Source organism: Streptomyces sp. NPDC093261 (assembly GCF_044753645.1).
Taxonomy (GTDB): Bacteria; Actinomycetota; Actinomycetes; order Streptomycetales; family Streptomycetaceae; genus Streptomyces.
Window position 1 is genome coordinate 160,386 of the sequence record NZ_JBIVNO010000005.1, and the last position, 26,476, is coordinate 186,861.

Here is a 26,476-nt window from a genome sequence, read left to right on the forward strand (position 1 = left end):
CGAACCCAAGCCATTGCTGGAACGGGCGTCCAGTCTGCTCGACTGGGCGCCCGCCCACGAGGTCTCCATACCGAGCGGGCCACCGAGGAGCGCTAACCGACCCGGCGACGCGCCGGTACCCTGAAGGGCACCACGATCATGGTCGACGGCACCCGACCCCTGGCGCCGTACGAGCGGATCTCCGCCGAGGAGTTCGCGGCCTACGAGCTGACCTCGATCGAGGACTCCACGGACGAGGACTGCGCGACCGGCGCCTGCCCGGTTCGGGTTGATGGGGCTATTTGAATTTGGTTCTGGCCGCGATTTCGTGAATGATCTTGGACTTCTGGCTTGGCCTGCCGAGCCCTTGCTCCCGATCGGAAGACGGCAGTGTTCTGAGGTGGCGGAGTCGCCCGCCTCCCCCGTGTCCAGCCGGGGCTCCCCGCCAAGGGCGCCTTCGGCGTCACTCACGCGATGGTGGCTTCGCCCCCCCGTGCTGTCAGTGCCGCCTCCTACAGTGCTTGCATGTCTGACAACGAACGGCCGCCCAACCGCAGGCTGGTGGTGGCCGTGTATCCCGCCGGCACCCACCTCGACTACTCCCGCGCCTCCTCCAATGCGATGCGCGGCAACGTACGCGACGACCGGGACAACTCGCTCATCGGCCAGGCCGAACTCTTCGACGCCCCCGACCGGTACGCCGACGGCTACCACGACGGCTACGACCACCGATCCCACGACGACGAGTTCCTCCGTTACCTCGCGGATCTGCTCGCCCGCGAGGTGGTCCAGTTGTTGGGGGACCTCGCTTATGACGCGGCAGCCCGCGGCTTCGCCACCGCCCGCCCTCGCGTCAACGCCTGGGTGCGCCAACGCGTGGACAAGCTGCGCAGCCGCTCCCCGAGGGTCGCTGCAGCCACCCACCCCAAGCCCGCCCAGGAATCCGGTCCCGAGCACGTACCGCCGCGACCGGCCGCCGCGACCGCGGGCCACCACCGGGTGGACCCGTGCTGCGCGCCGACCAAGGCGATGCCTGCGCGAACGCCGCCCTGGAGCGGATCAGCGCTCGGGCGGTCGAGGTCCACGGGATGGCCGCGCGCTACGCCGCTGACCTGCCTGCGGCCGATGCCGCCGACGAGGCCATGCGCCAGGCCATGGCTGCGGCTGCGGCTGCGCCAGGACTAGCCGCCGCCGCTCTCCAACTCATCGCTTCTGACAAGGCGCTGGGCCTGACCCCTGAGCAGCAGATGTACATGTGGGAGCGTGCCGCCGAACTCGACCTCGTCGTGGTCGAAGACCTCACTGGCACTCACACCATGCCGGCAGAGGACGTCGCGCTGCAGAGCCTTGGTGCGCGAGGGGCTAGAGGCTCGGCCAGCGAACCAACTCAGCCCTGATCGCTCTCAAGGCTCGCGGATCTCGGTGGCCGTCTGCCGGGCTCGGCTGCCACGATGTGGCTGGCGAAGTCGCCCGCAACGGTGCGGCAGCCCGAAAAGCAAGGGAGTCGTCCATGTTGCTGCGGCCCGGGGTCACCTGCGAGAAGGCGATCAGGTTCCTGGACGACCTGGTCCAGGGCGGCCTCAACGACGTCCGCAGCTCCGTCCCGAACTTCGCCCAGCCGATGCTGGCGGGCGTGGAACCCTCGAAGCTGGCCGGGCCCGACCTGGTGGTGACGCTACGGCAGTACACCGAGTGGACCGCGACGACCGCCCGGCAACTGGCGGATGTCTTCGCCGACCCGGCGGTGCCAGCGCGGCTGCGCGGCGAGCACTACAGCCACATCGTGCACAGCCCCCTGACGCCCTACCGAACCGCGCTGCTGCTGCACTGGGAGTTGGACGAGCTGGCGACGTACTTCATGGAACTGCAGAACCAGATGCGGCAGACCGTGGAGGAGTACCGCAGCTACCGGCAGCGTGTGCTGGTCGTGGACGCGAACACCCTGCTGCACTGTCAGCGCTTCGACAAAATCCCGTGGTCTCGGGTGTGCGGGAAGGGCCCAGCGACGCTGGTGATCCCGCACGTGGTGGTGGAAGAGATCGACACCAAGTCCTACTCCGAGGGCAGCGAAAAGATCAGGAAACGGGCGCGCGGGGTCTACGAGCTGCTGGGCGACGTCCTCAAGGGGCTATCCACCGAAGGTCGCTTCGAATTGCACGACGGCACCGAGGTCCAGGTCCTACGCGACGAGCTTGGGCACCTACGCCTGCCGAACAACGACGACGAAGCCGTGGCCCGGGCGGCCCACCTGCAGCAGGCCATCGCACCGCGTCAGATCACCGTCATCACGCGCGACAACGGGATGCGCGGCAAGGCCATGACCTGGTGCCTGCCCTGGGGCTTCCCACCGGACAAGTACCTGATCCCCGAGGACGGCTTCGGTGCGAAGCACCGAGAGGCGAATCTCGCGAGTATCAGCGTCGACGTCCCTGAGGACGGTGACGACACGTAGTCCCGCCCGGGACCGCGGCCTTCCGTGACGGCTACGACCGGTGCTTCATCGGCCCACGCCTCCGAGTGGACCGTTCACGGCGCCGCGGTCAGAACCGTTTTTCGAGGCTCTGGCCGCGGTTCCGCGAAGCCACGGAAGACGTGTGTGGACAGGCGGTGCATGAAGTTCAGAAAGTCCCGGGGTTCCCTGTGGCGGCGAACTGACGTATGACATCGCGAAGTTGCTCAAGGAAGTGGCGCAGACTGGTGGCCACGGCATAGCACTCGTCGTTCCAGGATGCAGTCCGCAGCACCCTCGGGGCACGGTCCGGCACCGCCGGCGCCGTCAGCAGCCTGAGCAGCCGGGTCCGGCCCGCGGTCAGCCGCAGTCGACGGCACAGCCGTGCGGCGGGACGGCCGCCGAGCTCGATCGCGATCGACCGCAGCCAGTCCGCAAGCCCGGTACTGGAACGGTGGTAGCGCGTGGACAGCCCCGGCACCTGCTCGACGAACGTCGTACGGGAACAGCTCTTCCGGTCGCAGAAGTACCGGCGCACCCGCAGCCGGACGATGACCCGGCGTGAGCCCAACGGCCGCTCATCCAGGGTGCGTAGATACGTGCTGTGCAGGCGACGGACCTGCTTGCGACAGTTCAGGCACCGGCCTGGACGGGCCGTCGACACCGCCTCCACCACCAGGATGCCGGAGGAGTCGTACACCCCCTCCACCCGCACATCGATCCCGGGAAACAGCACATCCTCAACCGCCTTGCTCGCCACGGCAGGAAGTACGCTGCCGAAACGATCCCGCGTTCCCACTGCTGACCTGGGGATTCACGAAACCGCGGCCAGAGCCTTCAAGAATCCCCATCACGGTAGTTCAGGCACCAGGCGCCCCCTCCCGATCCGTGGTCGGGGGTGCCTGCCTGGCGATGCCGCCCGAAACGTCGTCCTTGAACGGGAACAGCAGGATAACCGCAGTCCCCAGCATGGCGCTGGTGCCGAACGAGCCTCCGCCGCTCTTGACGCAGTCGATAACCGGGTCACCGAGAACTCGCATGAGCACGCCCCAGACGACGCCGATGAAGGCGGAGATGAGCAGACAGAACGCGACCGCGATGAGCCTCTTGTGGTTGGCGCTCACCGTACTTCCCTTCCGGTGGCTGGTGAGCGCGCGACGGCCTCGACCAGCCACCTGCCCCAAGACAAGTGACGTAGCGCTCCCTGTAGCTGCCACGTCACTGGACGCAGCACTTTAGGAGCGGGTCGAGCCCTGCCGCTTCAGTCCTCAAGCGCCGGTACTCGGTTAACACAGCGGCTGCACTGGCGCCGCTTAACCTCGGTAAACCTCCCGTGTCGGGCAGGAGTGCCCTAAAGCGTCGTCGGCTGGACTAAGACCTCGATCGCTTTCAACACCCCCACTTCGCGGCGAGGGTGGCCCCAAACGGCCGGTAAGCCGTGGGGCACATCCAAAGTAGCACTCTCGGCGCCATCGACTTCCGCTCGGACAAGGAGCGCACTGCGGCCTACGCGAAAGCCACGAAGAAGCAGACGAAGAAGCAGACGAAGCTGATGAAGCAGCAGGCAAGCTCCAGAAGAAGCTCGGAGGCTGACCTGACGCACGAAGACCCCCCTGTCCGCGCTGGACAGGGGGTCTCTTCGTTGTTGCTCAGAAGTCGAACGGGCCGATCAGCTTGATCGCGGTACCCATGACGGCCATGAAGCCCGCGATGCCGGCCGAGACGATGCCCAAGGGCGAGGCATCGAACAGGGCGGCCACGCCCGCGCAGCATCCCCCGACGACAAACGCGACAGGGAAGCAGAGGGCGTAAGCGAAGACCCTCTTCTGGTTGGCGCTCACCAATTCCTCCAGTTCTGGGACCGGTCGGTGAGCCCTGCGACGCTCGACCGGCCACCTACGTCGTAGATGTCAACCCCTCCAGCAAGCACGTCACGAAGACGCACTTCCTCCAGAGGAGTCACGGTCGAGTCAGTCGCGTTGGTCCGCGTCGCAACAAACCCGGAAATTACCCTTGGGTTTTGCCATTTGCGTCGAGCCGGGTTGCTGCCTAGCGCGACACTCAAGAGCCCCGGCTGGACCACATCCGGGGGTTCAAGGCCCCACGCTAGCGGGGCCTCGTAGTGCCGACAGAGTAAGGCCGCGCCGCTGTTGATCGCAAGCAAGTAGCCCCCGGCCAACTGACCGGGGGCTTTGTGCAGTTGTGCCCCCGCCCGAGCGCCACGGGGAACGACGCTGGGGCGGGGCGGTCTCAGTGAGGGCAGAAATGAGGAGGGCGCCGGAGAAAGCAGCGGTTGTTGCGGTCGTCGACCATCCGGTGGCGGCGGCGATCTGGGGGTTCAGGACGGGGAATGCGTAGTAGACGATCCCCCAGCTGGTGATCTGCGTGGCGCAGAGCGCGGGCAGCGCGGCGCGAGGCCGCGACCGGTCCCCCGTACCGGTCGCGGCCTCGCTGACCTGGACGTTGTCCATCGGCGGGTCAGCAGCCGCCCGAGGAGGCGGGGGCGCCGATACTGATCTGGAGGGTGGCCGGGGCCGCGCAGCAGCCTCCGCCTTCGCCGCTCTGGGCGGCGTCGGGGTCGTCGTACAGGCCAGCGCCGCCGCACACTCCGGTCTCCGGCAGGGTCAGTTCGACGCGCTCGGCGGCCTCCCGGTCGCCGGCAAGGGCGGCGGTGATGGAACGGACCTGCTCGTAGCCGGTCATCGCCAGGAACGTGGGGGCGCGGCCGTAGGACTTCATGCCGACCAGGTAGATGTCCTTCTCCGGGTGGGACAGTTCGTTCACGCCGTGCGGGTAGACGGTGCCGCAGGAGTGCACGTTCGGGTCGATGAGCGGGGCCAGCGTGGTCGGAGCCTGGAGGCGCTCGTCGAGGCCCAGGCGGACCTCGGACAGGAAGGACAGGTCGGGCCGGAAGCCGGTCAGCACGATCACCTCGTCCACCGGATCCAGGCGACGGCCGTCCTCGGCGACAAGTACCAGCTGGTCGCCGTCGCGTTCCACGGCCTGGGTACGGAATCCGGTCACCGCGGAGGCGTGGCCGGCCTCGACGGCGGCCTTGGCGCGCAGGCCCAGGGCGCCTCGGGCGGGGAGCTGGTCGGCCTCGCCGCCGCCGAAGGTGTTCGCTCCGATGCCGCGCCGCAGGGCCCATGCTGCGTGCGTGCCCGGCTCGTCCTTGGCCAGGTCGGCGAGGTAGGCGAGCGCGGTGAAGGCGGAAGCTCCGGAGCCGATGACGGCGGTGCGCTTGCCCGCGTACCGGGCGCGAACAGCGGGGTCCCTCAGGTCGGGGACGCGGTAAGAGATGCGGTCGGCTGCCGCCTTCTCGCTGAGGGCGGGCAGGCCGTCGGCGCCCATCGGGCTGGGGATGGACCAGGTGCCGGAGGCGTCGATGACGGCGCGGGCGCTGATGCGCTCCTCGCCGCCGTCGGCCAGTTGGATGTGCACGGTGAAGGGCTGTTCGTCGCGGTCGGCGTCGACGATGCGGTCGCGGCCGGCGCGGGCGACGCCGGTGACCGTGGCGCCGTAGCGGACCTTGTCGGCGAGGACATCGGCGAGCGGCTGGAGGTACTGCTCAGCCCAGTCGCCGCCGGTGGGATAGGTGGCACCGTCGGGGCGGACCCAGCCGGTGGGGGCGAGGAGCTTCTCGGCGGCGGGGTCGGTGACCTCGGCCCACGGGGAGAACAGCCGCACATGCGCCCAGTCGCGTACGGCGGTGCCGGCGAAGGGACCGGCCTCCAGGACCAGCGGTTCGATGTCACGCTCGACGAGGTGGGCGGCAGCTGCCAGGCCGACCGGGCCGGCGCCGATGACGATGACGGGCAGCTGGCCGGTGGTGGGCACGCTGTTGGTGGACACAGCCACGGAATTCCCCTTTGATTCGACGTCTGTCGATGTCTTGCGGCGCCCAGCATGACACCTGCATCGATAAGCGTCAACATAGACATTCACCGAATCAGAGGCCCGGGGCGTTACGGACCGAGGCAGCGGCGGGCGAGGGCGGCCGGTCGAGACTGGCGGTGACGCCCGATTCGCATGGCGCCCGCCAGGTCACCTCGCTCATGGGTGAACCATTCACCCCTCGCCCACTTGGTTCGACGTATGTCAACATAGACGTATGTCGAATACGAAGGTGCTCCCGCTGATAGAGCCCGAAGCCGCCGACGCTGTGGCGCCGTGCTGCCCGCCGCTCACCGAGCGCCCGTTCACGGCGGACGAGGCCGAGACGGCCGCGCGAATGTTCAAGGCGCTGGGCGACCCGGTGCGGCTGCGGCTGTTCTCCGCCGTCGCCTCGCACGAGGGCGGCGAGGCGTGCGTGTGCGACATCTCGGACGTCGGCGTCTCCCAGCCGACCGTCTCCCACCACCTGAAAAAGCTGAAGGAGGCTGGGCTGCTGACTTCCGAGCGGCGCGGCACCTGGGTGTACTACCGGGTTGAGCCGTCCGTACTGGCCGCCATGGGCAAGTTGCTGACTATCGCGCCGGTCGCAGCCTGACCAGCGAACGGGGACGAGGGGTACGCCGCCATGTCTAGCCCGACCAGTGTGACCATCACGCCAATGGCCGCTGCGCATGCCGACGAGGTTCTGACGATCTACCAGGCAGGGATCGATGAGGGCAACGCCACCTTCGAGACGACGGCTCCAACCTGGCAGGCGTTCGACTCCGCGAAGCTGCCCGAGCACCGCTTCGTCGCCCTCGCCGAGGACGAGGCAGTGCTCGGCTGGGTCGCCGCCACCACGGTCTCCGACCGCTGCGCCTACGCCGGTGTCATCGAGCACTCCGTCTACGTCGATCCCGACGCCCGGGGCCGCGGAGTGGCCTCTGCCCTACTCAAGGCGCTGATCGACTCCACCGAGGCGGCGGGTGTCTGGACTATCCAGTCCGGCATCTTCCCCGAGAACACCGCCAGCATCGCACTGCACCAGCGGGCCGGGTTCCGCATCATCGGCACCCGCGAGCGCATCGGCCGCCACCACGGGCGCTGGCGGGATGTCGTCCTCGTCGAACGTCGCAGCCCGCTGGTCGACTGAGCAATGGTCAGCCGGTGGGGCGGGCGGCCGTGAACAGCAGCCCTGCCAGGGCGAGGAGCATCCACACCGTGAGGTAGGCGAAGGCGACCGCCGGGGAGAACACGGACCACAGGACGCCGACCAGGGTCGACGCGGCGAGATTGCCCAAGGACTGAACGGTGGCCAGCAGTCCGAATGCCGAGCCGCGCAGTTCCTTCGGGGCGAGTGCGGCGACGGCCGAGTGCTGGGCCGTCTCCACCGCGCCGATGCCGGCCCCGGCAAGGATGAAGGGGATCGCCAGGACGATCAGGGCAGCGCCGGTGACCGCGAACAGGCCGTAGGAGACGGCGAACGCCGCAACACCGCCTGTCAGCACGAGCACCGGACCGCGCACACCGAGCCGGTCGGCCAGGCGTCCCGCCGGAATCGAGGCTGCGGTCGCAGCAACGTTGTAGGCGGTGTAAAGGCCGAGCGCGATGGTCGTCGCCGTCCGCGTGCCGTGTCCGGGAGTGAGCAGGTCGATCGCGCGCAGGATCAGCAGGGTTGCGGCGACGTTGCCCACCTCGAAGGCGGCGACCGCGGCCATCAGCCGTCCCAGTTCCCCGCGCAGTATAGGGCGTACGCGGAACCGCAGCGGCACCTTGTCCCGGCTGGCCGGCTCGGGCGTGTGACGGATGGCGTAGACAATCGCGGCAGCCGCCAGCACACCAGGGATCACGGACAGCACGATCGCCCACTGCACGCCCAGCCAGGCGACCAGACCGAGGGCGAGGAGCGGTCCGAAGATGGCGCCGAGGTTGTCCATCATCCGCTCGAAGCCGTACGCCCGCCCATAGGCGCCCGCCGGGACGATGTCCGCCAGCAGCGCGTTGCGAGCGGGAACCCGAAGCCCACGCGCCGTCCAGGCCGCTGCCCGCAGCACGCCGACCTGCCACACCGAGCTCGCGGCAGCGGTGGCGGCGCCGAGCACGGCGGTGGTGGTGTAGCCGCCGACGGCGACCCTGCGCCGCCGTACCGGGTCGTCGGCCAGGACGCCGCCACCAAAACGGGCGGCTCCGGCGAGCGCGTCCGAGACGCCCTCGATCGCACCCAGTGCGGCAGCTGGCGCGCCGAGCGTGGAGGTCAGCAGGGACGGAAGCAGGGCCGTGGGGATCTCGTGGCCGACATCGGCCAGGAAGCTGGCGGCGCCGATCCCTCGCACTCCGGGGGTCAGCCATCGTTCTTGTTCAGGCGTCGAGGAGCGGTCGGAGGCGGGAGTCGTCGTCACGAGCGGCAGTCTTCAGCACCCGTTGGAGGCACGGCACTGGAGGAAGACACGATTGTGCCGCTGCTCTTACGCCGTTCCGGCCGATAGCAGCGCACTGATCTCACGGGCGGCATCGCGCGCGGGGCGGCCGACCCCGATGAGGGTGGCGGACGCGGGGCCGGTCCAGTCGCCGTAGCCGATCAGGTGCAGGCGCGGCTCGTCCACCGCGCGTGTGCCGACGGTGGCGATGTGGCCGCGTCGGCCTCGAAGCTGAAGCGGTGCAAGTTGGGAGAGGGCGGGCCGGAAGCCGGTGCACCAGATGATCGCGTCGGCCTCGGCACGGGTACCGTCGGCCCACTCGACGCCGCCGGGAACGAGGCGGGTGAACATCGGGCTCGCCTTGAGCAGGCCGCGATCGCGGGCTGCGCGGACGGGCAGGACGGCGACGATGTCGCCGAGGGAGGCGACGCCACCGGTGTCGGTGCGGCCTTCGTCGAGGGCGCGGCGGCGGGCGGTGGCCGTGTCGAACAGGGCGCGTCCGTCGATGTCGTCGGCCAGGAAGCGGGGCGGGCGCTGGGTGACCCAGGTCAGCTTGGTGTCGTAGGCGAGGTCGGCGGCGATCTGCGCGCCGGAGTTGCCGCCACCCACCACGATCACGCGGCGGCCGGAGAATTCCTGCGGGCGCCGGTATTCGACCGTGTGCAGCTGGCGACCGCCGAAGTCCCCACGGCCTGGAACGGCGGGGAGGAAGGGGCGCCACCAGGTGCCGGTGGCGCTGATCACGGCGCGGGCGTGCCAGGTGCCGGAGTCGGTCTCCACACGCAGGAGTTGGCCGTCCCGGTGGACGCCGTGGACGTGCACGGGCCGTTCGACGGGCAGCTCGTACCGCTTCTCGTAGTCGGCGAGGTACTCCACCACGTGCTGCGCGTCGGGGTAGGTGGCGCCGGTCTGCGGTGGCATGAGGCGGCCGGGCAGCGAGGAGTACGCGGCCGGGGAGAACAGGCGCAGGGAGTCCCAGGTGTGCTGCCAGGCGCCGCCCGGCGTGGTCTGGGCGTCGAGGATGACGAAGTCGAGACCTAGGCGGCGCAGGTGGTATCCGGCGGCGAGCCCGGACTGGCCGCCGCCGACCACCACTACCTGGGACGTGCGCGTCACTCGGCGGCTTCCCGGCCGGGCATGAAGATGAGGGCCACCAGCGCCAGGCCGACCACGGCGCCGATCAGCTGCATGCCGATGAACCCTGCGACCGAGCTGGGCGCGATGCCAGCGAAGGTGTCGGTGAAGGCGCGGCCGATGGTCACCGCCGGGTTGGCGAAGGACGTGGACGAGGTGAACCAGTACGCGGCGCCGATGTACGAGGCGACCGCGACAGGAGCGAAGCGGACGCGGTCGGTGCGGGCCAGGCCGAAGATCAGCAGGATCAGGCCGGCGGTCGCGACGACCTCGCCGAGCAGCAGGTGCCCTGCCGACCGGTCATGGGTGGACCACTTGACCAGCGGCTCGCCGAACATCGCATCGGCCAGGACCGAACCCGCGATAGCACCGACGATCTGCGCGGGAACGTACACGGCCGTCTCGCGCAGACTGACGCCGGCGCCGCCGCGCCGGGCGGTCCACCACTCGGCCAGCGTGACGGCCGGGTTGAAGTGCGCGCCGGACACCGGGCCGAGCAGGGCGATCAGCACGCCGAGGCCGAAGACGGTGGCCGTGGAGTTGGCCAGGAGCTGGAGGCCGACGTCCTTGGTCAGTTCGGTGGCCTGGATGCCGGAGCCGACCACGACCGCGACGAGTGCCGCCGTGCCGACCAGTTCGGCGGCGGCCTTGGCGAGCAGCGGAGGAGTCTGGGGCGGGGTGGCCCCCGGGGCGGGCTGCGGCTCAGCGCCCGGGGCTATGGCGTCCCCGGCTCTGTCGTGCTCGGTGGCCTCGGTGGCGGTCAACGGGACTCCTCGGTGCATGCGGGATTGGCGACGGGACGCGGCGATGGACGGGCGCCGGGAAAATTCAGGGGCAGGACCGCTTGACGTGGTGCTCGGCGGTGGCGCGCGCGGTCTCCGCGAGGTCGGCGAACTGACCGGCAAGCGAGGCGATGACGTCGGGCTTGAGGCGGTAGTAGGTGAACCGGCCGCAGGGCTCCGTCTCCACGACCCCCGCCTCGCGCAGCACCTTCAGGTGGTTGGAGAGGTTGGTCTGTCTGGCCCCCGTCTCCTCGATCAGGTGGGTGCTGCAGAGCGTCTCCTTGGCGAGCAGGGTGACGATCTGGAGGCGGAGCGGATCCGCCAGGACCCGCAACAGATCAGTGTCGACTGACGTCAGCATGGACTGATACTCTCACATCACTCCGGGCTGATACCAGCCTGAGCTGATCCCTGGGACCCGCATCCCCACACCCGTGGGGGCCCACGCCCCGAAGGGGTTCCCATGACCGCATCCCCGCCCCCTGTCCTGCCCGACGCACGCCTCGCGGCCGGCATCGCCCGCCTCGCCGTCCGCTACCGCGGGCACTTCTCCCCGGAGACCATCCAGCGCCTGATCATCGACTCCTACGAACGACTCGCCGAGCACGCCCGCATCCGCACCCACCTTGTGGTGCTGGCGGAGCACCTGGCCACGGAGCGGCTGGACGCGCTCGCGCATGTTCAGGGGGCGCCAGGCAGTGGCCTGCCGCGGGTGCTGTTCGTGTGCAGCCACAACGCCGGCCGCTCCCAGATGGCCGCCGCCCTCCTCGCCCACCGGGTGAACGGCAGCATGGTCGTCTCCTCGGCGGGCACGCACCCGGCGGCCGCGGTCGAACCGGTCGTCGCCCAGGTACTGACCGAGGCCGGAGTGGACCTGACGGACGCCTTCCCCAAGCCGCTCACGGACGAGGTCGTGCAGGCCGCCGACATCGTCATCACCATGGGCTGTGGCGACGCCTGCCCCGTGCTGCCGGGCCGCCGGTACCTGGACTGGCCGGTCACGGACCCCGAGGGCGCGCCGATCGCCGTCGTCCGCGGCATCCGCGACGAGATCGACGCCCACATCACCCAGCTGCTCGACTCGCTGCCGAGCACCTGAAACCGACTCCCCCATCACCCTCTTGATCCACTTACGAAGGAAGAACCAATGTCCTCCAGCCCGCTCGCCTCCGTGCTGTTCGTCTGCGTCCACAACGCCGGGCGTTCGCAGATGGCCGCCGGATTCCTCTCCCACCTCGCGGGTGACCGGATCGAGGTCCGCTCCGCCGGCTCCATCCCGGGCGACCAGGTCAACCCCGCCGCGGTGGAGGCCATGAAGGAGGTCGGCATCGACATCTCCGAGGCGAAGCCGAAGATCCTCACCACCGAGGCCGTCCAGGCGTCCGACTACGTCATCACCATGGGCTGCGGCGACGCCTGCCCGATATTCCCCGGCAAGAAGTACCTCGACTGGGCCCTGGAGGACCCGGCCGGTAAAGGCGTCGAGGCCGTCCGTCCCATCCGCGACGAGATCAAGGCCCGGATCGAGGCCCTGATCGCTGAGATCGACGCCCAGCAGGAGGCGTGACCGACGACGGCTACATCAAGGTCGCCTCGCCCTCCACGCGCACCAGCATCCCTGGTGTTTTCGCCGCCGGCGATGTCGTCGACCGCACCTACCGCCAGGCCATCACGGCTGCTGCCAGTGGTTGTCAGGCCGCGCTCGACGCAGAGCGGTACCTCGCCGCACTTGCCGACGGCGACACCGAACTGGCCAGGGCCTCAGTGCTGCTGATACGCCGTAAGGTTCGGGGCGGTCCGTCGTGATCGGCGGTGGCGCCCCGACTCTCGGGTTCCGCGCCCCTTCACAGATGGCGATGACACGTTCTCCGGGGCGGTCGGCATGGCATCTTCACACCGGGGCTCCATCAAGGTGAGCCTCTCATTGAGCAGCCAGTTGGTTCGCCAGCCCCCTGGGCCCGGTCTTGCCGAGGGTCCAGAGGCTGTCGAATCGTCGGACCCAGTGCCCGAGCGGGTCATCCACACGGCTTCACCGGCACAGGCAAGTGGCTCTCACCTGCTCAGGCTCGCTGGGCTGTGCTCCTGACCAACAAGCTCCACTGCAACCGCGATTGTGGGCCTCTGAGCGACGTCCGCAACGCGTCGGCGCGCCAGCTCCGAGACGGCCAGCCAGCCGTAGCCGAACAACCATCCGCCGACGACGTCCGACGGCCAGTGAACACGCAGGGCCACACGGCTGAGGCCGACAAGCGCAGCCACCGCACCGGCGACAGCCGGTCCAGCCGCCCCTGCGGTCAGCCCGGCGGCCAGCAGGGCCGTCGCGGTATGCCGAGACGGAAAGCTCGCTCCCTGGCAGTCGGACAGCCAGTCCTCTTCCGGAGGCCGGGGGCGGTCGACCGCACGGCAGAGGCCACTGCGTACGGCGTCACCGATGGCCAGAACCAGCAAGGGCCGGTAGCGCTCACGTACGGGCCTGGACGGCTCACGCGTCAGGCACCGTGCAGTCACCGCGGTGTAGGCGACTGGACGCGAGCCCAGCGACGTGACGGCCAGCCATGCCCGTCTACCCGCCTGTGTTCGTGGCGCGGGCAAGGCCGCACGCCGATCGAAGAGAGCTAATGGCTGCTCGTATCGAGTCGCCAGAGACAGCAGGACCGTGCCCAGGAGCCCGATGGCCGTTCGGGTTCGCCAGCAGCTGACGCAGTGACCGTGTTCCACGCCCTTCATTCGAGGCATCCTGTGAGCCGCTCGTAGGCGTGATGGGCGTCGCTGATCAGGTGCTCGGCCTCGGCGCGGGTTCCGCAGTCGGTGACCTTGCCGACGGCCTGGTGCTGCAGACGTGCAAGGACGGCGGCCCAGGCGTCGCCCTCGGCGTGCCAGCGGGGCAGGTCGTCTGTGTCGGCGAGGTCGATGAAGGAAGGATCCTCGGCCACGCACAGCAGTACCGGGGCGGCAGACACGGACTCGGCGCCTATGCGGTGCAGGACACCCAGGGGCCAGGCAGGCACGGTGGCACCGGCCAGGGCGGGTTCGGGCATCACCACGAGAGCGCCCAGGGGCAGCCCATCGGTGTCGAGCGTGTCAGGGATTCGTCCGTGTCCGACCGGCCAGCCCGTCGAAGTGAGGCGGCCGGAGGCGCCGTCGTCGGACTTGCGGATGGTGGACGAAACGGTGGCGTCGATGTCGACGGTGATCCGGGGCATGGCCCTGACCTCCTCAGACGTGAGCACGGTCAGCAGGTAGAGGCCATCAGCACCGCAGAGGTGCGGTTGTCGGCGAGCCCCATCGCCGGATACCAGCAGTGTCCTGCTGCACGGCTGACGCGGCAACCAGCCGGGGTACGGACCGGCCTTTGCGGCCGGCCGGTCCGCTTCGTACCGTGGAGGGCACGAGGACGGTGGAGGGGCTCACCGCCAACCGCGGGCCGCAACAGGCTCGCCAACGGTCCCTGCCTGACGGCTGGGAGACCACCATGACCTCATCCGCTTCCGCAGCGACGTCCACCGCATCCTCTGCCGCCACGGTGGCCTCGACCAGTGCGCGTCTGCGATCGGCTCTGTCCCGGCTGGAGACAGCTGGCATCCCCGAGGCGTCAGAAGACCAACGGCTGCTGGAAGCGGTGGGCGAGCAACTGGCCCAGGACCGGTTCCGGGTGCTGGTGGTCGGGGATGCCAAGCGGGGCAAGAGCACGCTGGTCAACGCACTGCTGGGGCGACAGGTGCTGCCGACGGGCGTGGTGCCGGTGACGGCCCTGTCGACCGTCGTGCGGGCCGACCCGCCGGAGGGCATGAGCGTGTGGTTCTCGGACGGCCGCACTGAGCAACATCCACTTCAGGCTTTGTCCGATTTCGTCACTCAGCGTTCCAATCCGGGCAACCGGCTGGGCGTGGAGGAGGTAGTCGTCCGCCTAGATACGCCGAGGCTGCCGGCAGGCATCGAACTGGTCGACACTCCGGGCACAGGCTCGGTGCACGAGCACAACACCGAGCAGGCCCGGGCCGCGCTGAAGACGATGGACGCGGCACTGTTCGTCCTCAGCGCCGACCCGCCGGTCTCGGCGGCGGAACGCGAGCTGCTGGCCGAGGTGGCCGCCGCGTCGGTACGGGTCTTCGTGGTGCTGAACAAAGCCGACCTGCTCGACGAGACCGACCTGCCGGAGGCGGTGGACTACCTGCGCGCCGTCGCCGGTGAGGTGTTCGGCGAACCGGTGACGGTGCACGTGTGCGTGGCCAGGCCGGACCGGCAGCGCGGGGTGACCGAGCTGCGCAACACGCTCGGGGCGTACCTGGACCGGAACCGCCACGCAGACCTGCAACGCTCCCTGGCCCGCCGCCTGGGGAGCCTGACCGCCGCGCTCTTGGACGAGGTACTCATGGCCCGTGCCATGGCCGAGGCGCAAGCGGCCAGGAAGCTGGAGTACCGCAGTACCCTCCGCCAGCAGGTGGAGCGACTGGGCGAGCGCCGCCAGGAAGCCCGCGATGCGGCCCGAGCCGAGGCCGGCCGCCTGCTGGACGGACTCAATGCCGCCGCAGCGCAGGCCGACCGGCCGCTCACCCAGCAAGTGGCGGAGCGCCTGGCCGCCGACTGGCCGGCGCTTTGCACTGAACATGCCGGGCCAGGGCTGGAGTCCGCAGGCCGCACGCACCTGGTCGCTCTGGTCCGGCAGGCGGTCGAACCATGGCGGGCCCAGCAGGAGCAGTGGCTCGACGGGCGGCTGGTGGCTCTGGACGCACGGCTGCGCGAGGGCCTGGACCGGGACATCGGAGTCCTGCGTGAGGAGATCAGCGATCTGCTCGGCGTACGTCCGCTGCTGGAGTACGACGGCACATCCCTCGCCCCGAATCCGCGCTTCCACTACCACCTCACCGAGGACGTCGGTCAGAGCGAGCTGCTGGCCGGCTAGGTGCGCCGGCACCTGCCCACGCCCTGGCGCCATGCCCGTGCCGAGCGCCATCTGCGGTTCGAGGCCGAGAACCTGGTGCCGATGCACCTCGGCCGCATCCGCTCCGACCTGCAACAACGGCTCACCGAAAGGGCCCGGCACCTGGACAGCACGCTAGAAGCGCGGTACGAGGCCGTGGCCCGCCGCATCCGTACGGTGCTCGACGCCGACCGACAGCAGACACTACCGGCGGATCATTGCCTCACCCCGCGTGAACAGTTGCTGCGGCAGATCCTGGGCGACCTGAGCGAACTGGCGGCAGACGCCCCGGCAGGGAACGTGCCATGACCCGGGAACCACCGATCCGGATCGTGGTGGCGCAAGCACCCCGATGCTGATCGCGTGCCGATGGTCCTGGGCAGAGCGCCCCGTCCGGCCTATGCCCAGCACCGGCGGAGTGGCCTGGAATGGACCGAGGCGCACACTGGAAGGGCACCCCCTGGAAGGGCGTGCCGGTGATGGGGCTCACCGCAACCGCGGACGCGTGTTCGCTGACGGTCCCTGGTCCAGCCGTGCTGACCAGGAGGAGCCATGCCTGCACCCACTGCGCTCGCGCCGCCCGGCACGGAACTCTGGCGCCGTACCGTCCGCCTCCTCGCTCGCCTGCGCCGTCGCCGTACCCCGCCTGTCCGCCTCTCGCGCCCAGCTCAGATACGAGCACTCGTGGAAGTGCTGGACGAGGCGGTGTCCGCCCAGCAGGCGGCCGATGCTGCGGTGGCCGTGCATCCCGACGCCCGTACCGAGGTGGCTCGGCTGCAGATCAACGGGCTCGGCCGGCCCGCAGACGGTCTACGACGGCTGCGCGACGCCCTGAGGAGCCCCGCCACCCCAACCGTCGAAGGCTCACCCAGTCCCGCCCCTTCGAGGACCACAACAACGAGGCAAGGAGGATGACGTGGAGTTCATTGTGACGGTGGAGATCCCCCAGGGCTCCCGCAACAAGTACGAGATGGACCACACACTGCACCGCATCCGTCTGGACCGTCTCCTCTTCACCTCCACCAAGTACCCGGCCGACTACGGCTATATAGACGGCACCCTCGGCCGCGACGGCGACCCGCTCGACGCACTCGTCATCACCGGCGAACCCACCTTCCCCGGCTGCACCATCGAGTGCCGGGCTGTGGGCATGTTCTGCATGAAGGACGAACACGGCCCCGACGAGAAGGTGCTGTGCGTCCCCGCCCACGACCCGCGGTACGCGAACGTGCAGGACATCGGCGACATCTCCGAGTTCGACCGGCTGGAGATCACTCACTTCTTCGAGGTCTACAAGGACCTCGAACCCGGCAAGAGCGTCGAAGGCTCCCACTGGGAAGGCCGGGAGGGGGCCTACGCGGAGATCGAAGCCTCGCGCGCCCGCGCCGCCGGGAGCGAGCACGAGTGACCGGCGGGGGCGGCACGCTGATTCTGCTGCGGCATGGGGAGAGCGAGGCCAACGCCTCTGGTCTCTTCGGCGGCTGGGCCGTCTACCGGCTCACCCTCCGTGGTGAGGAACAGGCCGCCGACGCAGCCCGGTTGATCGCACAGGCCGGGCTGCTGCCGGACGTGGCGCACACCTCGCTGCTGCAGCGCTCCATCCGCACAGCGGAGATCGTCCTCGGCCACCTGGGCCGCTCCTGGATTCCCGTGCGGCGCACCTGGCGGCTCAACGAACGGCAGTACGGCGCGCTCACCGGCCGTAGCAAGCAGGAGATACGACAGGCCGTCGGCGCCGAACAGTACGTGATCTGGCGCCGCTCCTTGCATGGACGCCCACCACCGCTCGCCTCGGACCGGCTCGCACTGCTGCGTGCCGATCCCCGCTACGCCACCCTGCCCGGCGAAGGTGTCCCCGCAGTGGAGAGCTTCAGTGACGTGGTGGCTCGCGTACGCCCGTACTGGGCTGACGCAGTGGCGCCGGCCCTCGTACGTGGCAGCACTGCCCTGATCTGCGCGCATGGCAACTCCCTGCGCGCGCTGGTCTCGTTGCTCGACCGCTTGGACGAGTCGGCCGTCCCTGCCCTGGACATCCCCACGGCCGAGCCCCTGCTCTACACCGTCACCCCCGATGTCCAGCCGTGGCCGCCCGGCGGCCGTTATCTCGCCCCCGACCGCGCTCGGGTCGCCGCGCAGGCAGTCGCGGCCGAAGGCCACAGCTGAACGAACCCCCGAAGGAGACAGCATGCTGCGCATTGCCCGCCTGCACGCCATCGAGATCCTCGACTCCCGCGCGCGCCCCACCCTCGCGGTCACCCTGGAAACCGCCGACGGACTCCGGGTTCGGGCCGGCGTGCCTTCCGGCGCGTCCACCGGCACGCGCGAAGCCGTCGAACTACGCGACGGCGATCCCGCGCGCTACGGCGGTCAGGGCGTCACCAAGGCTGTCGGCCACGTCAACGGCGAGATCGCGGACGCGCTGACCGGCCGCTCCTACGCCGACTTCCGCGAAGTGGACGCGGTCCTGATCGAGTTGGACGGCACGGACGCCAAGTCCCGCCTGGGTGCCAACGCCGTCATCGGCGTCTCGCTCGCTGCCACCCGTGCTCAGGCCGTGGCGAGCGGGCAGGAACTGTGGCAGTACCTCGCCGCAACAGCTGGCACTCAACCCGTGCTGCCGGTGCCGCACTTCAACGTCGTCAACGGCGGCGCGCACGCTGCCAACGCCCTCGACTTCCAGGAGTTCATGCTCGCGCCCATCGGCGCCCCCAATCTGCCCGAAGCGATCCGCGCCGGCGCCGAGATCTACGCCAGGCTAGGCTCAAGGCCCACCTCGCGCAGGGGGGCCACCCGACCGGGCTGGGCGACGAGGGCGGCTTCGCCCCCGACATCGGCCGCCCCGAAGACGTACTGACGGCGCTGGTCCAGGCAATCACGGACGCCGGGTACACACCCGGCCGTGACGGCGTCGCCATCGCCCTCGATCCTGCCGCCATCGAGTTCCGCAATGCTGCAGACGGCCGCTATACGGTGGCGGGCGAGGCCCTGACCAGCGACCAGCTCATCGACCGCTACGAGGAACTGATCGACCGCTTCCCGATCTGGTCCATCGAAGACGGCCTCGGCGAGGACGACTGGGACGGCTGGGTCCGCCTGACCGATCGCCTGGGCACCCGCATCCAGCTGGTCGGCGACGACCTGTTCGTCACCAACCCCGCCATCATCGCCGAGGCGATCGAGAAGAAGGTCGCCAACGCCTCCCTCATCAAGGTCAACCAGATCGGCACCGTCACCGAGACGCTGGAGGCCATTCGCGTCAGCCGCGAGGCCGGTTACGCCCAGATGGTCTCCCACCGCTCCGGCGAGACCGAGGACGCCTTCATCGCCGACCTGGTCGTCGGCGTCGGCTGCGGGCAGATCAAGTCCGGCGCCCCCGCGCGCGGCGAGCGCGTCGCCAAGTACAACCGCCTGATCGAGATCGCCGCAGCCGATCCGTCCCTGCCCTACGGCCTGAGCCGATGACGCGCCAGCGTCTCAGCGCCGATCGACTCGGGTGACGGCCAGCAGCACCACAGCGAGGACCTGGATGGCGACGACCACCGTGATCAGGACGGGGATCGAGTAGCCGTACAGCCCGCCCGTCAGGGCACCGCCGGCCAGGCTCGCCGCGCCGACGACACCGGCGAACAGGCCGTAAGCGGTCGCCCGCCGTCCGCTGGGCACCAGGTCGGCGACCGTGGCGCGCAGCGTGGACTCCTGGATGCCCATGGCCGCGCCCCACACCAGCGAACCGGCCACCGCGATCGCGATCGTGTTGGTGAACGCCAGCGCCACCACGGCCGCGGTCAGCACCGGCAGAGCGACCAGCACGCGTGGACCGCACCGGTCGTAGAGCCAGCCCGTGGCCAGCGCCGCGACCGCGTCCACGGCCATCGCCGCCGCGTACAGCACCGGCACCCATGCCGCGGTCAGCAGATGCCGCTCGACCAGGTGGTAGGAGAGCACGCCGAAGGTCGCGAACCCGGTCGTGGTGGCCGCCGTGAAGGCGGCGTAGGTCCAGAACGCCCTCGGCAGACGCCCGTCCTGCGCATCCGGCGTCGTGGGTGCTGCGGCCGTCACGTCGCGTTCGTAGGCTTCCGGGTCCGGCACCCGGGCCCGCAGCCAGAACAGCAGCAGCAGTACGGCGATGCCGGGAACGGCGAGCACGCCGAGCGCGGGGCCGTAGTCGTTCCCGGTCAGTGCCAGCACACCGGCCACCAGCAGCGGGCCGACCAGGGCGCCGATCTGGTCCAGCGCTTCGTGGACGGCGAAGCCGCGGCCCCGCCCGGTCGCGGCCGTGGCATGCGACAGCAGCGTGTCCTTCGCGGGTGAACGCACCGCCTTGCCGACCCGCTCCGCGATGACCAGTACACACGCGGCCCACAGCACCCCGGCCGCGCCCAGCAGGGGCACGGAGACGACCGTCAGGGCGTACCCGGCGATGGCCAACCCCCAGAAGCGGCGGGTGCGGTCCGCCATCGGCCCGGAGACCAGCCGCAGCCCCAGCGCCGCCGCCTCCCCCGCGCCCGTGACCACACCGACGACCAGGGAGGACGCGCCGAGCGAGGCCAGCAGCGGACCGGTGATCGAACGGGCGCCCTCGTACACGAAGTCCGCGAGCAGGCTGACCGTGCCGAACCAGACCACGAACCGCCACGGCCCCATGCGGGCCGACGGCCGCTCCGCTTCCCTCTCCTCGGACACCGGCCGGTTCACGCCCACAGCGCCTCCGCAAACGACACCCCGACGAAGGCCGCCCCCAGCCCTGCCACCACGCTGGCGACGACATTGGCGGCGGCGAAGAACCTCGCCCCGTCCTCCGCCAGGCGCAGCGTCTCGTACGAGAACGTCGAGTACGTCGTCAGCGCCCCGCACAGCCCGGTACCGAGCAGGAGCTGCACCTGCGACGAAGCGGCCCCGGCCGCCACAGCCCCGGACAGCAGGCCCAGGATCAGGCAGCCGACCACATTCACGGTGAACGTGCCCCACGGGAAGACCGTGTCGTGCCGTTTCTGCACCGCCCGGTCGGTCAGATACCGCATGGGAGCGCCGACCATGGCGCCGCAGATGACGAGCAGCCAGTTCACGCCTTCTTCTCCCTGCCCACGTACCGGATGACCTCGCATTCGTCGAGGATCACCAACCCCTCCCCGACCAGTTCGTCCAGCTGCGGCAGGAAGTCCCGCACCCGGTCCTCGGTGTCGACGATCACGATCGCCACCGGCAGATCCTCGCTCAGCGAGAGCAGCCGCGAGGTGTGGATCAGCGAAGAGGCGCCGAAGCCCTCCACTCCCCTGAATACCGACGCGCCGGCCAGCCCGGCCTTGTGCGCCCGGTGCACGATCTCGCTGTACAGCGGCTTGTGGTGCCAGACGTCGTTCTCACCGATGAAGATCGTCACTCGCAGGGCACTGCCCGTCAGCCTTGTCACCGCTGCCTCCACGCCACCAGGCGGCGCGTCACCGTCGCCGCAAGCCATACCGCCGCCAGCGCCGCGCACAGCGTCGCGGCGAGATACGCAAGCCCGGTCCGCGGATGACCACCGTCCACGAGCTTCTGAATGTCCACCGCGTACGTGGAGAACGTCGTGAACCCGCCCAGGACGCCGGTTCCGAAGAACGGCCGGACGAGCCGGTGCGCCGCCCACACGTCCGTGATCAGCACCATGAACACGCCGATCACCGCGCAGCCCACAGCATTGACCCACAGCGTCGTCCACGGGAAGGAGCCCGCCGTGACCGGCCAGACCAACGACGCCCCGTACCTGGCCGACGCCCCGACTGCGCCGCCGAGCGCCACCACCGCCACGATCGGCCCCTGCGCCCGCCAGGACTGCCGCCGCTGAGCGGGCACACGCAGATCGACGTCGGGATCCGTGGGCTCGTTCGTCGTGGTGGATCGCGGGGCTGTCATGAACGTACATCTCCTACTCGCCGGAGCCCACAGGTATGCGGGCACGCTCCATCGCAAGTAGGGACTGTTGGCGGCACCGATGCCGCGGTTCGGGTACGGCGAGCCCCACCGCCGCGTCGCGATCACAGATCACAACCGACGACCAGGGTAGCGCCACCCCGGATCACCAGGGGCCTGGCGTCCGTCACCTGGACGATCAGCCGGCTTTCACCGCCGTGGAGCCGCCTCCGGCTGCTGATCGGCTTGGCCCTCGGCTCGGGGAAGAGTGTCCAGCGTGATGGCTTGCCCTTGGTGAGTGAGCTGCTGGTAGACCACCAGGGCCGCCAGCACAGCGAGCAGGGCGCCGGAGGTGATGGTGGTCCCCACCCCGAGGCCGCCCTGCGCCACGGGTTTTTCCACGGCGTTCTCCGCGACCGCTCCGAGGGGCCGGGTGAGGACGTAGGCAGCCCAGAACAGCACCGTGCCCGAGATCGGTGAGAGGTAGTGGGCGGCGAGGATCAGCAGCATCGCCCCGCCCAGCACCAGGGCGCTGTCGCGGAAACCGATGCCCAGGCCGTCGGAGAGGAAGTCACCGCTGGAAGTGCCCAGCGTGTTGGACACGAGGGTCGCGGTCCAATAGAGGATCTCCCCCTTGGTGGTGGCGATCCGTTCCACGTCCATGGTCTGGCCGGTCGCCCGCCACCCGATCAGTACGAGCACGAGCAGGGTCGTCAGCACGGTTGCACCGCCGGCATACCCCAGACCGGCGGTGCGGTTCATGAAGTCCGACATCGCGGTGCCCACGATGCTGGTCGTCAGGATCACCGACCAGAACACCACCGGCCGGAACCGGTCGGACCTCAGCTGCATCGCCAGTGTGACCGCGAAGGCCGCCAGGAAGATGATCGCGCCGGTGGCATAGCCAAGGTCCAGAGGCGCCATCGACACGAAGTTCGACACCGACTCACCCAGGGTGGTCGCCACGATCTTGATCGTCCAGAAGAGCACGCCGACCGTCGGCAGTTTACTCACGGGGACCTTGCTCACCGAAGCTCCTATCCGCAGCCGGCATGACGCACAACCGGGCGTATCGGGAGAGAACGAGTCTCTCGGACAGACTCGCGCGGGGTACGCACTACAGCCATGTGTTCAGGGCCGAACAGGGCAGCCGTTCGCTCCTTCAGCCGAACAGGCAGGGGCCTTGCTGTGCCGGCTCGTAGACCAGGGACGCCTGCAGCACGCATGTCATGCCGTTGACGCCGAGAAGCCCTCTACCAGGAACCGCTCCGGCACCCAACGCCCTCCGGACCCTGGCCTTCATGTGACAGAGCAGTGCCGCTAGTTTTCGTGACGTGGCACGCGACGAGGCAAGGCAGGTGGAGGTGGTCCACCGCCCCGGGGACCCGCCGGAACCGCCGCTGCATGTCCGCATGGGTGACGAGGTCCACATCACCTTGCGTGGGTCACCCGCATACGGGTGGACGCCGGTCGAGGTGGTCGCAGGGCCCTTGACGGTGACCGCGGCGGAAACGACGGACGGAACCGTACGGGCCACGGTCAGGGCTGCGGGTGTCGGTGAGGCGGAGCTGCGATCGACGTCGTCGTTTCGCGGAGATCGGTTCGGGCCGCAGACGCGGCTCTGGCGGCTGCTGGTCCACGTCGAACCGTCGTAGCGCACGACTGTCACTGGACCACGGTGAGGGTCAGTTGCCAGGCCCTCGAGGGCGGACCGTGCGGGTCGGGCGTGTAGGTGTCGGCCGAGCTGAGCGTCGCGGTCCCCGCAGAGGCGGCGCGCGCGGTGGCGGACCGAGTGCCGTCGGATGCGGTGTGGTCGTCGAGCAACGTGACGGTGTTCGGGTTGGAGCTCCTGACCGGTGCCCAGCCGTAGTTGGCCGACGACTTGAGGGTGAGACGGATCGTCGTGCCGACCTGCAGACAGGCGGTACGCAGGGGATTGTCGGCCGGCGGGTACAGAACCGTGACGGTGCCGCTGAGGCACGGTCGGGTGGAGCGGGAGGCGGATGGGCCTGCGGCGGTCGGAGTCCCGTGGGACGACCGGGTCGAGGCGTGGGCCGAGGGGCTGTTCTTGGCGGGCGCGGTGGCCCCGGTGCCGGATGCGCAGGCGGCGGCTGAAACCATGAGGGCGAGCGCGGCGACTGAACGGGCGCCGGTGCGGTGGTGTCTCACGATGCCCCCAGGGTGGAGTCGGGAGAGTCCGGCGGTGGGACGCGGCTGAGGCTGGATCCGTTCCGTGATCCGGCAGGGATTCTCGCTCCCGCTACGGGCGATACAGGGAAATCCCTTGTGCCGATACAGGGGAAACCCTGTGTTTTTACTGTGAGTTGGCTGAAGTCTGTAAATTCTCGGTTGCTTCGCGCCACGCAGGCCGTATCCCTCTTGTTGCGTGACATGTCCGGTGCAACCATCCCGGATTGCGAACACGCGCTCCCTCGGCGTGAACGTCCTTCTTCTCCCCGCATGCCGGGCGTCTCCGGCTGGCCGAAAGGATGTTCCGTGTCCCGATCCAGACGCAGACGCGGCCGCATAGCCGCGCTCACCGCGATCCTGACCGCAGTCCCCGCACTCTGGCTCGCCGCCCCTGCGGCCCAGGCCGACCCCGCACCCCACACCCCGGCGGCCCACCACTCGGCCGACACCGGACCCGCCGTCCGCCACGACACCTCCCCCACCCTGCGCTCCATGGCCGCCCACGCCCACCATGGCCACCACGGCAAGAAGCAGCAGGACGACGACCCCGGCGAGGCGCGCCTCCCGCACCCGCCCGCGTCCCACATCCCGGACCCGGTCGTGCAGTCCAGCCCCGGCGGGCCGTCCGCCCCGTCGACGGGCACGAACTTCGAGGGCATCGGCGCCGGAAACTACTCGATCACCGGTGTCCCGCCGGACCCGAACGCCGCGGTCGGCTCCAGCCAGATCGTGGAGACCGTGAACACCGCCTACGCGGTGTACTCCAAGTCCGGGGCCACCGTCCTCGCCCCGACCGACACCAGCACTCTCTGGTCCGGGTTCGGCGGCTCCTGCCAGTCCACCAACGACGGTGACGCGGTGGTCCGCTGGGACACCCTGGCCAGTCGCTGGGTGGTGACGCAGTTCGCGAACGTGTCGTCGTCCTCGGGCCCCTACTACGAGTGCGTGGCCGTCTCCAGCAGTTCGGACGCGACGGGCAGCTACTACCGCTACTCGTTCCAGTACTCGAACTTCCCGGACTACCCGAAGCTGTCGGTGTGGCCGGACGCGTACTACGTCACCTACAACATGTTCACCGCCTCCGGCAGCTTCCTGAACGCCGAGGCGTGCGCCATGAACCGGTCGGCCATGCTCACCGGCGCGAGCGCCACCCAGCAGTGCTTCACCACCTCGTCCTCCTACGGCGGCCTCCTCGGCGCGGACCTGGACGGCTCGACCGCGCCACCGTCCGGGGAACCGGAGACGATGGTGGGCCTGGGCACCACAAGTACGACGCTGGCCTACTGGAAGTTCCACGTCGACTGGACGACGACCTCCAACTCGACCTTCACCGGCCCGTCGACGCTGACCGTCGCGTCGTACACCACCGCGTGCGGCAGCTCGGGCACCTGCATTCCGCAGAGCGGGACCAGTCAGCAGCTCGACTCGCTGTCCGACCGGCTGATGTTCCGCCTGGCCTACCGCAACTTCGGGGATCACGAGTCGCTCGTGGTCAATCACGCGGTGACGGCGGGCAGTTCCGTGGGCGTGCGCTGGTACGAGCTGCGCCTGTCCGGCGGCAACCCGACCGTGTACCAGCAGGGGACGTACGCCCCCGACTCCACCTACCGCTGGATGGGCTCGATCGCCGAGGACAAGGTCGGCAACATCGCCCTCGGCTACTCCCAGTCCTCCTCCTCGGTGCACCCGTCGATCCGCTACACCGGCCGTCTGGCCGGCGACACGCTCGGCACGATGACGCAGGGCGAGGTCACCGCAATAACTGGTGGTGGGTCCCAGACCACGTACAGCCGCTGGGGCGACTACACCTCGATGTCCGTGGACCCGACGGACGACTGCACGTTCTGGTACACGAACGAGTACATCCCCGCCAACGGCAACTTCAACTGGCACACCAGGCTGGCCTCGTTCACCCTGCCCAACTGCGGCTCCACCGCGAGCAACGACTTCTCGATCGGCGTCAGCCCGGCTTCGTCCACTGTCGCCGCCGGCTCGTCGGCGAACACCACCGTCTCGACCGCCGTGACCTCCGGTTCGGCGCAGTCGGTGAGCCTGTCGGCATCCGGGCTGCCGAGCGGGGCGACGGCAAGCTTCAACCCGGCCTCGGTGACCGCGGGCGGTTCGTCGACGCTGACGGTGGCCACGGCGTCGTCGACGCCGGCGGGGACGTACAACATCACGGTCACCGGCACGGGATCCTCCGCCACCCACACGGCGACCTACACGCTGACCGTCACCTCGGGCAGCGGCGGCGGTGGGATCACCAACGGAGGCTTCGAGACGGGCAGCCTGTCCGGCTGGACCTCGGCCGGGACCACGTCCGTGGTCAATTCCGGGGCGCACAGCGGCACGTACGCCGCCCGGGTCGGCAGCACGTCGCCGACCAACGGCGACTCCTCCATCGTCCAGACGTTCACGGCACCGTCCGGGACCAGCACGCTCGGCTTCTACTACAACGTGACCTGCCCGGACACGCTCACCTACGACTGGGCAACGGCCACGCTCAAGGACAACACCACCGGCACCACGACCACCGTGCTGGCCAAGACCTGTGTGTCCTCCTCCGGCTGGATCCAGAAGACCGCCTCGGTCACAGCCGGGCACAGCTACACGCTCACGCTCATCAGCCACGACGACAACTACACGGGTGACGCCACCTACACCCGCTACGACGACGTGACCCTGTCCTGATCGGCGTCGGGCCAGAGATCGGTTCCTGAAACGTCGTGCCCGGGGCGGACCAGCGGGCCTGCGCCGGTGGTCCGCCCACCTCGAACGCCCTCGCTTGAGGGCACACCCCCATCGACGACAAGGGGTCTCCTCATGTCGCGCACTGCTCTCC

The 26,476-nt window shown here is 69.6% G+C and carries 28 protein-coding genes, 5 pseudogenes and 1 riboswitch; of the genes and pseudogenes, 15 read left to right on the forward strand and 18 right to left on the reverse strand.

Annotation, left to right across the window (positions count from 1 at the left end):
• Nucleotides 1-138: 138 nt before the first annotated feature.
• Nucleotides 139-285, forward strand: coding sequence for a hypothetical protein (locus ACIP94_RS14725; RefSeq protein WP_402424615.1), 147 nt, complete (start codon nt 139-141; stop codon nt 283-285).
• Nucleotides 286-504: 219 nt separating this feature from the next.
• Nucleotides 505-1,164: a hypothetical protein gene (locus ACIP94_RS14730; RefSeq protein ID WP_402424618.1), complete on the forward strand. Its 660-nt coding sequence runs from the start codon at nt 505-507 to the stop codon at nt 1,162-1,164.
• Here ACIP94_RS14730 and ACIP94_RS14735 read toward each other — a convergent pair.
• Complete coding sequence (locus tag ACIP94_RS14735; protein WP_402424621.1) at nt 1,161-1,292, reverse strand: hypothetical protein; 132 nt, start codon at nt 1,290-1,292, stop codon at nt 1,161-1,163. The two genes, ACIP94_RS14730 and ACIP94_RS14735, sit on opposite strands and share 4 nt — an antisense overlap.
• 197 nt (nt 1,293-1,489) lie before the next feature.
• Between ACIP94_RS14735 and ACIP94_RS14740 the strand changes: the two genes are divergently transcribed.
• Entirely contained in the window at nt 1,490-2,431 is a 942-nt protein-coding gene (locus ACIP94_RS14740; protein ID WP_402424624.1) for a PIN domain-containing protein, read from the forward strand.
• Nucleotides 2,432-2,597: 166 nt separating this feature from the next.
• Here ACIP94_RS14740 and ACIP94_RS14745 read toward each other — a convergent pair whose 3' ends face one another.
• The 5 genes and pseudogenes from ACIP94_RS14745 to ACIP94_RS14765 all read right to left on the reverse strand — a co-directional run bounded on the left by ACIP94_RS14745 (nt 2,598) and on the right by ACIP94_RS14765 (nt 6,280).
• Complete coding sequence (locus ACIP94_RS14745; RefSeq protein WP_402424627.1) at nt 2,598-3,188, reverse strand: hypothetical protein; 591 nt, start codon at nt 3,186-3,188, stop codon at nt 2,598-2,600.
• Between the two features lie 100 nt (nt 3,189-3,288).
• The gene (locus ACIP94_RS14750; RefSeq protein ID WP_402424629.1) at nt 3,289-3,552 is read right to left on the reverse strand and encodes a hypothetical protein; all 264 of its coding nucleotides are present in this window, start codon (nt 3,550-3,552) and stop codon (nt 3,289-3,291) included.
• A 525-nt stretch (nt 3,553-4,077) separates the two neighbouring features.
• A complete protein-coding gene (locus ACIP94_RS14755; protein WP_037949248.1) occupies nt 4,078-4,269 on the reverse strand; it encodes a hypothetical protein in 192 nt (63 codons plus the stop codon).
• A gap of 414 nt (nt 4,270-4,683) precedes the next feature.
• Nucleotides 4,684-4,899, reverse strand: a pseudogene (locus tag ACIP94_RS14760) (MFS transporter); the annotation flags it as partial.
• A gap of 7 nt (nt 4,900-4,906) precedes the next feature.
• On the reverse strand, nt 4,907-6,280 hold the full coding sequence (locus tag ACIP94_RS14765) for an NAD(P)-binding domain-containing protein (RefSeq protein ID WP_402424964.1): 1,374 nt from the start codon (nt 6,278-6,280) through the stop codon (nt 4,907-4,909).
• Between the two features lie 259 nt (nt 6,281-6,539).
• Between ACIP94_RS14765 and ACIP94_RS14770 the strand changes: the two genes are divergently transcribed.
• Both ACIP94_RS14770 and ACIP94_RS14775 read left to right on the forward strand, forming a co-directional pair.
• Complete coding sequence (locus ACIP94_RS14770) at nt 6,540-6,917, forward strand: ArsR/SmtB family transcription factor (protein ID WP_402424632.1); 378 nt, start codon at nt 6,540-6,542, stop codon at nt 6,915-6,917.
• Between the two features lie 63 nt (nt 6,918-6,980).
• A complete protein-coding gene (locus ACIP94_RS14775; RefSeq protein ID WP_402424635.1) occupies nt 6,981-7,454 on the forward strand; it encodes a GNAT family N-acetyltransferase in 474 nt (157 codons plus the stop codon).
• A gap of 7 nt (nt 7,455-7,461) precedes the next feature.
• On the opposite strand, the gene ACIP94_RS14780 is transcribed toward ACIP94_RS14775, so the two are convergent.
• The 4 genes from ACIP94_RS14780 to ACIP94_RS14795 all read right to left on the reverse strand — a co-directional run bounded on the left by ACIP94_RS14780 (nt 7,462) and on the right by ACIP94_RS14795 (nt 10,995).
• Nucleotides 7,462-8,700 carry an MFS transporter gene (locus ACIP94_RS14780; RefSeq protein WP_402424638.1) on the reverse strand — a complete coding sequence of 413 codons (1,239 nt, stop codon included), beginning with the start codon at nt 8,698-8,700 and terminating at the stop codon, nt 7,462-7,464.
• Between the two features lie 66 nt (nt 8,701-8,766).
• Nucleotides 8,767-9,834: an ArsO family NAD(P)H-dependent flavin-containing monooxygenase gene (locus tag ACIP94_RS14785; protein WP_402424641.1), complete on the reverse strand. Its 1,068-nt coding sequence runs from the start codon at nt 9,832-9,834 to the stop codon at nt 8,767-8,769.
• Complete coding sequence (locus ACIP94_RS14790; RefSeq protein WP_402424644.1) at nt 9,831-10,616, reverse strand: aquaporin; 786 nt, start codon at nt 10,614-10,616, stop codon at nt 9,831-9,833. The genes ACIP94_RS14785 and ACIP94_RS14790 overlap by 4 nt, the downstream gene beginning before the upstream one ends.
• Before the next feature lie 64 nt (nt 10,617-10,680).
• Nucleotides 10,681-10,995 carry an ArsR/SmtB family transcription factor gene (locus tag ACIP94_RS14795; RefSeq protein WP_402424647.1) on the reverse strand — a complete coding sequence of 105 codons (315 nt, stop codon included), beginning with the start codon at nt 10,993-10,995 and terminating at the stop codon, nt 10,681-10,683.
• 102 nt (nt 10,996-11,097) lie between these two features.
• Here ACIP94_RS14795 and ACIP94_RS14800 point away from each other — a divergent pair, with 102 nt between their 5' ends.
• From ACIP94_RS14800 to ACIP94_RS14815, 4 genes and pseudogenes are all read left to right on the forward strand, one after another.
• Nucleotides 11,098-11,733 (forward strand): low molecular weight phosphatase family protein, encoded by a 636-nt coding sequence (locus ACIP94_RS14800; RefSeq protein ID WP_402424649.1) that lies wholly within the window; start codon nt 11,098-11,100, stop codon nt 11,731-11,733.
• Nucleotides 11,734-11,781: 48 nt separating this feature from the next.
• Nucleotides 11,782-12,201, forward strand: coding sequence for an arsenate reductase ArsC (locus ACIP94_RS14805; RefSeq protein ID WP_402424652.1), 420 nt, complete (start codon nt 11,782-11,784; stop codon nt 12,199-12,201).
• A gap of 2 nt (nt 12,202-12,203) precedes the next feature.
• Nucleotides 12,204-12,440 (forward strand): annotated as a pseudogene (locus ACIP94_RS14810) (hypothetical protein); the annotation flags it as partial.
• 216 nt (nt 12,441-12,656) lie between these two features.
• Nucleotides 12,657-12,776: pseudogene (locus ACIP94_RS14815) on the forward strand (serine hydrolase); the annotation flags it as partial.
• A 30-nt stretch (nt 12,777-12,806) separates the two neighbouring features.
• Here ACIP94_RS14815 and ACIP94_RS14820 read toward each other — a convergent pair.
• Both ACIP94_RS14820 and ACIP94_RS14825 read right to left on the reverse strand, forming a co-directional pair.
• Nucleotides 12,807-13,370: pseudogene (locus ACIP94_RS14820) on the reverse strand (phosphatase PAP2 family protein); the annotation flags it as partial.
• On the reverse strand, nt 13,358-13,837 hold the full coding sequence (locus ACIP94_RS14825; RefSeq protein WP_402424655.1) for an inorganic diphosphatase: 480 nt from the start codon (nt 13,835-13,837) through the stop codon (nt 13,358-13,360). The gene ACIP94_RS14825 and the pseudogene ACIP94_RS14820, both read right to left, overlap by 13 nt.
• A 30-nt stretch (nt 13,838-13,867) precedes the next feature.
• Nucleotides 13,868-13,933: riboswitch (Fluoride riboswitch) on the reverse strand.
• Nucleotides 13,934-14,106: 173 nt separating this feature from the next.
• On the opposite strand from ACIP94_RS14825, the gene ACIP94_RS14830 reads away from it, so the two are divergent.
• The 5 genes and pseudogenes from ACIP94_RS14830 (at nt 14,107) to eno (ending at nt 19,017) form a co-directional block, all read left to right on the forward strand.
• The gene (locus ACIP94_RS14830) at nt 14,107-15,537 is read left to right on the forward strand and encodes a dynamin family protein (protein ID WP_402424659.1); all 1,431 of its coding nucleotides are present in this window, start codon (nt 14,107-14,109) and stop codon (nt 15,535-15,537) included.
• Complete coding sequence (locus tag ACIP94_RS14835; protein ID WP_402424662.1) at nt 15,538-15,864, forward strand: hypothetical protein; 327 nt, start codon at nt 15,538-15,540, stop codon at nt 15,862-15,864.
• A gap of 607 nt (nt 15,865-16,471) precedes the next feature.
• A complete protein-coding gene (locus ACIP94_RS14840) occupies nt 16,472-16,963 on the forward strand; it encodes an inorganic diphosphatase (protein ID WP_402424665.1) in 492 nt (163 codons plus the stop codon).
• Nucleotides 16,960-17,718, forward strand: a complete 759-nt coding sequence (locus ACIP94_RS14845; protein WP_402424666.1) for a 2,3-diphosphoglycerate-dependent phosphoglycerate mutase — start codon at nt 16,960-16,962, stop codon at nt 17,716-17,718. The genes ACIP94_RS14840 and ACIP94_RS14845 overlap by 4 nt, the downstream gene beginning before the upstream one ends.
• Nucleotides 17,719-17,740: 22 nt before the next feature.
• A pseudogene (gene eno, locus ACIP94_RS14850) lies at nt 17,741-19,017 on the forward strand (phosphopyruvate hydratase).
• A 12-nt stretch (nt 19,018-19,029) separates the two neighbouring features.
• On the opposite strand, the gene ACIP94_RS14855 reads toward eno, so the two are convergent.
• From ACIP94_RS14855 to ACIP94_RS14880, 6 genes are all read right to left on the reverse strand, one after another.
• Entirely contained in the window at nt 19,030-20,250 is a 1,221-nt protein-coding gene (locus tag ACIP94_RS14855; RefSeq protein WP_402424669.1) for an MFS transporter, read from the reverse strand.
• Nucleotides 20,247-20,621, reverse strand: a complete 375-nt coding sequence (gene crcB, locus ACIP94_RS14860) for a fluoride efflux transporter CrcB (RefSeq protein WP_402424672.1) — start codon at nt 20,619-20,621, stop codon at nt 20,247-20,249. The genes ACIP94_RS14855 and crcB (ACIP94_RS14860) overlap by 4 nt, the downstream gene beginning before the upstream one ends.
• Nucleotides 20,618-20,965, reverse strand: coding sequence for a DUF190 domain-containing protein (locus ACIP94_RS14865; RefSeq protein WP_402424675.1), 348 nt, complete (start codon nt 20,963-20,965; stop codon nt 20,618-20,620). The genes crcB (ACIP94_RS14860) and ACIP94_RS14865 overlap by 4 nt, the downstream gene beginning before the upstream one ends.
• A complete protein-coding gene (crcB, locus tag ACIP94_RS14870; RefSeq protein WP_402424678.1) occupies nt 20,962-21,447 on the reverse strand; it encodes a fluoride efflux transporter CrcB in 486 nt (161 codons plus the stop codon). Before crcB (ACIP94_RS14870) ends, ACIP94_RS14865 begins: the two co-directional genes overlap by 4 nt.
• A gap of 207 nt (nt 21,448-21,654) precedes the next feature.
• Complete coding sequence (locus ACIP94_RS14875) at nt 21,655-22,473, reverse strand: hypothetical protein (RefSeq protein ID WP_402424681.1); 819 nt, start codon at nt 22,471-22,473, stop codon at nt 21,655-21,657.
• Between the two features lie 636 nt (nt 22,474-23,109).
• On the reverse strand, nt 23,110-23,613 hold the full coding sequence (locus ACIP94_RS14880) for a hypothetical protein (protein ID WP_402424684.1): 504 nt from the start codon (nt 23,611-23,613) through the stop codon (nt 23,110-23,112).
• A 327-nt stretch (nt 23,614-23,940) separates the two neighbouring features.
• Here ACIP94_RS14880 and ACIP94_RS14885 point away from each other — a divergent pair, with 327 nt between their 5' ends.
• The gene (locus ACIP94_RS14885; protein ID WP_402424687.1) at nt 23,941-26,325 is read left to right on the forward strand and encodes a hypothetical protein; all 2,385 of its coding nucleotides are present in this window, start codon (nt 23,941-23,943) and stop codon (nt 26,323-26,325) included.
• Nucleotides 26,326-26,476: the final 151 nt, after the last annotated feature.

Excerpts from the sequence above, each read along its gene's own strand:
- ACIP94_RS14725 (WP_402424615.1), top strand. The coding sequence starts at position 139 with ATGGTCGACGGCACCCGACCCCTGGCGCCGTACGAGCGGATCTCCGCC.
- ACIP94_RS14730 (WP_402424618.1), top strand. The coding sequence starts at position 505 with ATGTCTGACAACGAACGGCCGCCCAACCGCAGGCTGGTGGTGGCCGTG.
- ACIP94_RS14740 (WP_402424624.1), top strand. The coding sequence starts at position 1,490 with ATGTTGCTGCGGCCCGGGGTCACCTGCGAGAAGGCGATCAGGTTCCTG.
- ACIP94_RS14770 (WP_402424632.1), top strand. The coding sequence starts at position 6,540 with ATGTCGAATACGAAGGTGCTCCCGCTGATAGAGCCCGAAGCCGCCGAC.
- ACIP94_RS14775 (WP_402424635.1), top strand. The coding sequence starts at position 6,981 with ATGGCCGCTGCGCATGCCGACGAGGTTCTGACGATCTACCAGGCAGGG.
- ACIP94_RS14795 (WP_402424647.1), bottom strand. The coding sequence starts at position 10,995 with ATGCTGACGTCAGTCGACACTGATCTGTTGCGGGTCCTGGCGGATCCG.
- ACIP94_RS14800 (WP_402424649.1), top strand. The coding sequence starts at position 11,098 with ATGACCGCATCCCCGCCCCCTGTCCTGCCCGACGCACGCCTCGCGGCC.
- ACIP94_RS14805 (WP_402424652.1), top strand. The coding sequence starts at position 11,782 with ATGTCCTCCAGCCCGCTCGCCTCCGTGCTGTTCGTCTGCGTCCACAAC.
- ACIP94_RS14825 (WP_402424655.1), bottom strand. The coding sequence starts at position 13,837 with ATGCCCCGGATCACCGTCGACATCGACGCCACCGTTTCGTCCACCATC.
- ACIP94_RS14830 (WP_402424659.1), top strand. The coding sequence starts at position 14,107 with ATGACCTCATCCGCTTCCGCAGCGACGTCCACCGCATCCTCTGCCGCC.
- crcB (WP_402424678.1), bottom strand. The coding sequence starts at position 21,447 with ATGACAGCCCCGCGATCCACCACGACGAACGAGCCCACGGATCCCGAC.